2 protein-coding genes are annotated in these 5,875 nt (G+C 73.6%); both read left to right on the top strand.

All coding sequences use genetic code 11. The features are described from left to right. Positions 1–202: 202 nt before the first annotated feature. Positions 203–1,237, top strand: a complete 1,035-nt coding sequence (locus tag AC3ERT_RS36350; protein WP_435179421.1) for a hypothetical protein — start codon at positions 203–205, stop codon at positions 1,235–1,237. A 460-nt stretch (positions 1,238–1,697) separates the two neighbouring features. Then, positions 1,698–5,875 (top strand): carboxypeptidase regulatory-like domain-containing protein (locus AC3ERT_RS36345; RefSeq protein ID WP_435179418.1); only part of this gene is annotated, 4,178 nt, incomplete at its 3' end.

Below are 5,875 nucleotides of genomic sequence, written 5' to 3'. Positions count from 1 at the left end.
CCCCCCCCCCCCCCCACCCCCGCCGCGCCCCGGCGCCGGTCCGGCCCTGTGGACACCGTCCGCCGCCGCGGACACCGTCCGTCACCGGTGAACGGCCTTGCGTACGCGGCCTGGTGGACCCGCCGCAGGCTCGGGCGCGGCGGCCCGCTCCGATCGGCGGAACCGGGCGTTCCGCCGGTGAACGGGGCTACAGTTGATGATCATGGCCGAACGTCCGTTTGAAGCAATCGGATTGAGCGCGCCCGCGGACCGGGTCTATCCGCTGCTGGTGGCGACCAGGGGGATGGCGGTCGCCGAACTGGCCCGGCAGGCCGGGCTGTCGGCGGAGGCCGCGCGGGCCGCGTGCGGGGAGCTGGCGGTCCGCGGGCTGGCCCGGCTGGACCCGGACGGCCGCTGGTACCCGCGGCCGCCGCACGAGGGGCTGCTGCCGCTGCTGACCCGCGCGCAGGAGCAACTGCTGCGCGGCCGGGAGCTGTTCGACCGGCTCACGGTGGAGTACCAGCAGGTGCACGAGGGCCACCACCGCCTGGAGGAGGCGGTCCAGGCCGTGCAGGGCGCCGAGGCGGTCCGCACCCGGTTGGACGCCGTACTGCGCGGCGCCCGGGCGGAGTTGCTGGTTTTCGCACCGGGCGGCGCGCAGCCGCCCGAGGTGGAGCCGCACGGGCGGCCGGGCCCAGCAGCGGGCCCGGCGGCAGGCCGGGCGCACTGGCCCGGCGGGGCGGGCTTCTTCCGCGCGGTCGGCTCCGGCGTCCCCGCCGTGCGGCGCCAGGTCGTCGTGGAGCGCGCGGTCGTGGCGCGGCAGCCGGACGGTGCTCCTGACGCGCTCGACGGGCTGCCGCCGGACGCGGAGGTCCGCGCCGCCGACCGGCTGCCGGTCCCGATGTGCGTCGCCGACCGCTCGGTGGCGCTGGTGCCGCTCGGGGCGGGCGCCGCGCCCGCCGAGCCGGTGATGCTGGTGGTCGGCGCGAGCGGGTTGCTCGACGCGCTGGTGGCGCTCTTCGAGGGCGTCTGGTCCGGCGCGGTGCCGCTCGCCCGGCCCGGCTCCGAGGGCGGCGGTCTCCAGCAGCGCATCCTCGCGATGCTCGTCATGGGCAGCACCGACGCGGCGATGGCCCGCTCGCTGGGCGTGGCGATCCGCACGGTGCAGCGGCGGATCGCGGCGATGCAGCGCGCCGCGGGCGTCGACAACCGCATCCAACTGGTCTGGCACGCGGCCCGCAACGGCTGGCTGGACTGAGCCGCGGCACCCGCCGGCACCGTAAGCGGAACCCGCGCTCCCGCGCCCGCGCCACCCCCGCGCCCCGATCCGGCCGGAACTCGCCCGCGCATCCCACCGCCGCCACGCGCCCCCGTGCGCCCCGCCCCCGGCCCGGCACACCGCCCCCGCCGGGCGCGAAGCGGAACCACCCAGCTCACCGCGCTGCCCCGCCCGCCCGGCCTCCGTGAACTCCCCGCGTCAAGAGGCCGGTCGGTGTGAGTAACGTGATGATCCACCATGGTTGGGGTGAGGGTGCCGTGTGGGCCCGGTGCGCCGGATGGCGTGAATGCGACGCTCCGACGCATGGCAACGATGTCAGGTATCCGTCAACGCGTAAAGGATTCATAAGGGGTCGGTGAGGCACAGGTATACGCCAGCGGTCCGATCGGGCCGCAGCCGGGCAGGTCCCGGCACCAGGTCACGCCCAAGGAGATCCACCTTGCGCATACCGTCCCTCAGACGCGGCGCCCTCGCCGCGCTCACCACTGCCGCGCTCGCCGCGCTGGGGCTCCAAGTGCCCCTGGCGGCAACGGCATCGGCCGCGCCGACGGCCACCAAGTCCCACACCGACGTGGTCCACTCGTGCGGCACCGCGAAGCCCGGCGCGTTCTCCTGCTTCGCGCTGCGGCGCACCGATGTCTCCGCCAAGAAGGGCGTCCAGCCCTTCGCCACCACCCCGGCCGGCTTCGGCCCGGGCGACCTGCAAAGCGCCTACGCCCTGCCCGCCGACGGCGGCGCGGGCCAGACCGTCGCGATCGTCGACGCGTACGACGACCCGAACGCCGCGGCCGACCTGGCCGTCTACCGCGACCAGTTCGGGCTGCCGGCGTGCACCGTGGACAGCGGCTGCTTCACCAAGGTCAGCCAGCGCGGCAACACCGACGACCTGCCCTCCCCCGACTCGGGCTGGGCCGGCGAGATCTCCCTCGACATCGACATGGTCTCCGCTGTCGCGCCGAACGCCCACATCCTGCTCGTCGAGGCGGACTCGGCGAACTTCGAGGACCTGGGCGCCGCGGTGGACGAGGCGGTCGCCCTCGGCGCGAAGTACGTCTCCAACTCCTACGGCACCGGCTACGACTCCTCACCGGGCAGCGGTGAGGACCCGTCCGAGCTGACGTCGATGGACCCGTACTACAACCACCCGGGCGTGGCGGTCGTGGCCTCCTCCGGCGACGGCGACTACGGGGTGAGCTACCCCGCCGCCTCGCAGTACGTCACCTCCGTCGGCGGCACCGCGCTGGCCAAGGACACCGGCACCACCCGCGGCTGGTCCGAGTCGGTGTGGCACAACGCCTACGGCGGCCCGGGCTCGGGCTGCTCGGTCTACGAGCCCAAGCCCGCCTTCCAGACCGACACCGCGTGCGCCAACCGCACGGTCGCCGACGTCTCCGCGGTCGCCGACCCGGAGACCGGCGTCTCGGTCTACCAGACCTACGGCGGCGGCGGCTGGTCGGTGTACGGCGGCACCAGCGCGTCGTCCCCGATCATCGCGGGCGTCTACGCGTCGGCCGGTACCCCCGCGGCCGACACGTACCCCAACGCCTACCCCTACGCCCAGACCGGCGCGCTCAACGACGTGACCAGCGGCAACAACGGCAGCTGCTCCCCGGCCGCGCTGTGCACCGCCGGCGCCGGCTACGACGGCCCGACCGGGCTCGGCACGCCCAACGGCCTGGACGCCTTCCGCAGCGGCCCGCACGGCGTGATCACCGGCAAGGTCACCGACCACGCCACCGGCGACCCGATCTCCGGCGCCACCGTCAAGGCCGGTGACCACAGCGCCACTTCCGGCGCGGACGGCACCTACAAGCTCGACATCCCGCCGGGCTCCTACGACCTGACGGCCGCCGCCTACGGCTACTCGACCGGCTCGGCGAGCAGCGTGCAGCTCGACGACGGGGGCACCGTCACCCAGTCCTTCGCGCTGGACGCGGTGCCGCAGCAGACCGTCTCCGGCAAGGTCACCGACGGCTCCGGCCACGGCTGGCCGCTCTACGCGAAGATCACCGCGGCCGGGGTGCCCGGCGGCCCGGTCTTCACCGACCCGACCACCGGCGACTTCTCGCTGACGCTGCCGCAGAACAGCAGCTACACCCTGCACATCACCGCGGACTACCCCGGTTACAAGGCCGTGGACAAGACGGTCACGGTGGGCACCTCCGACCTGACCGCGAACGTGTCGGTGCCGGTCGACCCCTCCTCCACCGACGCGCCGGGCTACTCCGTCTCGCTGAGCGGCTCGACCGAGCCCTTCACCTCGACCGACGGCCCGCCGGACGGCTGGACCGTCACCAAGGCCGACGGCACCGTGGGCGGCTGGTCGTTCGCCAACGAGGGCGGCCGCACCAACGCCACCGGCGGTGACGGCAACTTCGCCATCGTCGACAGCGACCACCTCGGCCAGGCCAACAGCCAGGACACCTCGCTGGTCTCGCCGCCCCAGGACTTCAGCACGGCCACCGGCCCGCTGCTGGCCTTCGACACCGACTACAAGTCGTACAGCAACTCCGTGGCCGACGTGGACGTCACCACCGACGGCGGCAGCACCTGGTCCAACGTGTGGCACAAGACCACCACCGCCGCCAACGGCCACATCGAGGTGTCCCTGGCCGACTACGCCGGCAAGAGCGGCGTCCAGGTGCGCTTCCACTACACCGGCAGCTGGGCCTACTGGTGGGAGCTGGACAACGTCTTCATCGGCCAGCGCAGCTACGACCCGGTGGCCGGCGGCATCGTGGTCGGCAACGTCACCGACGCCAACACCGGCAGCGGTGTCAACGGCGCCACCGTCACCAGCGGCGACGCCCCCGACGACCACACCACCACCGTGGCCACGCCGGACGACCCGAACGTCGGCGACGGCTTCTACTGGCTGTTCTCGCACAAGACCGGCAAGCACCCGCTGACGGCGGCCGCCTCGGACTACACCTCGGCCACCGCCACCGCCAACGTCCCCTCCAACGGCTCGGTGGACCGCGATCTGACCCTCAAGGCCGGGCAGTTGAGCGTCACCCCGGCCTCGATCGCCAAGACCGCGGCGTGGGGCGCGAGCGCCACGCAGAAGGTCACCGTGAAGAACACCGGCAGCGCGCCGGCCACCGTCACGCTGGGCGAGACCCCCGGCGGCGCCACCGTGCAGGCCGCGGGCGCCCCGCTCAACCTGATCAAGGGCGACTACTCGCCGCTGGCGCTCGCGAAGCACTCCGGCTCCGCGGCCAAGCCCGGTGCGGACAAGGCCGGTGCGGGCAAGACGACCGACTCCGCCAAGGCGACCGCGGCGCAGGGTGCGGCCGGCGACGCCTGGCAGCCGGTCCCCGACCTCCCGGTGGCCACCGGCGACAACACCGTCGACGCCTGGCAGGGCACCGTCTACTCGGCGTTCGGCTTCACCGGCGCCGCCGACACCAGCGACCTGTACGCCTACAGCGCGGACAGCGGCGCGTGGACGAAGCTGGCCCCGGCCGCCGACACCCGCGAGTCGCCCGCGCACGGCATCATCGACGGCAAGCTCTACGCCGCCGGCGGCTGGGGCCCCACCGGTGACCCGGACGCCAAGCTGGAGATCTACGACATCGCCTCCAACACCTGGTCCACCGGCGCCAACTCGCCCAAGCCGTACGCCGGTTCGGGCACGGCGGTGCTCGACGGCAAGCTGTACTCGGTCGGCGGCTGCACCGCCACCGCCTGCGGCGAGAGCGACGTGACCGTGTACGACCCGTCCAGCGACTCCTGGTCGACGGCCGCGTCCTACCCGATCCCGGTGTCCTGGGAGTCCTGCGGCGGCATCGCGGGCAAGCTGTACTGCTCCGGCGGCACCACCGACGCCGGCAGCATCAGCTCCGCCTACGTCTACGACCCGGCGACGGACTCCTGGTCGCCGATCGCCGACCAGCCCACCGACGCGTGGGGCTCCTCCTACGCGGCGGCCAACGGCCTGCTGCTGGTCGAGGGCGGCGCCGTCAACGACAGCGCAGCACTGACCAACCAGACCTGGGCGTACGACCCGAGCGCGGACTCCTGGACCGCGCTGCCCAACGCCAACTCCTCGCTCTACCGCGGCGGCGGCTCGGCCGGCTTCTACGCCGTCGGCGGCCTGGTCGGCAGCACCCCCGACGGCACCGCCGAGGTGCTGCCCGGGTACGACCAGACCGGCTCCTCGGACGTCACCTGGCTGTCGGAGAGCACCGACACCCTGACGGTGGCGCCGGGCGCGAGCGCGAACCTCACCGTCACGCTCGACGCGTCGGCACCGGAGATCACCCAACCCGGCGTCTACACCGCCTCGTTGAGCCTCACCACCGACACCCCCTACCGGCTCGCGCCGATCGGTGTCGCCTTCACCGTCAAGCCCCCGGCCACCTGGGGGAAGATCGCCGGCACCGTCACCGCCTCCGGCGGCGGCCCGCTGGCCGGGGCGACCGTCCAGATCGACACCTGGGCGACGCACTACACCCTGAAGACCGCCAAGGACGGGACGTACGCGCTCTGGCTCGACGTGCGCAACAACCCGCTCCAGCTGATCGTGGCCAAGGACGGCTACCAGCCGACCGTGACCACCGTGAAGATCAAGAAGGGCGCCACCACGACGGCGGACTTCGCGCTGCTGAAGGACTG

This window comes from Actinacidiphila sp. bgisy145, from assembly GCF_057708125.1.
The sequence above is the reverse complement of the archived record's forward strand: the minus strand, read 5'-3'. Positions and strand labels throughout refer to the sequence as shown.

What these genes read in the sequence shown, in the direction of transcription:
- AC3ERT_RS36350 (WP_435179421.1), top strand. Translation starts at nt 203, where the DNA reads ATGGCCGAACGTCCGTTTGAAGCAATCGGATTGAGCGCGCCCGCGGAC.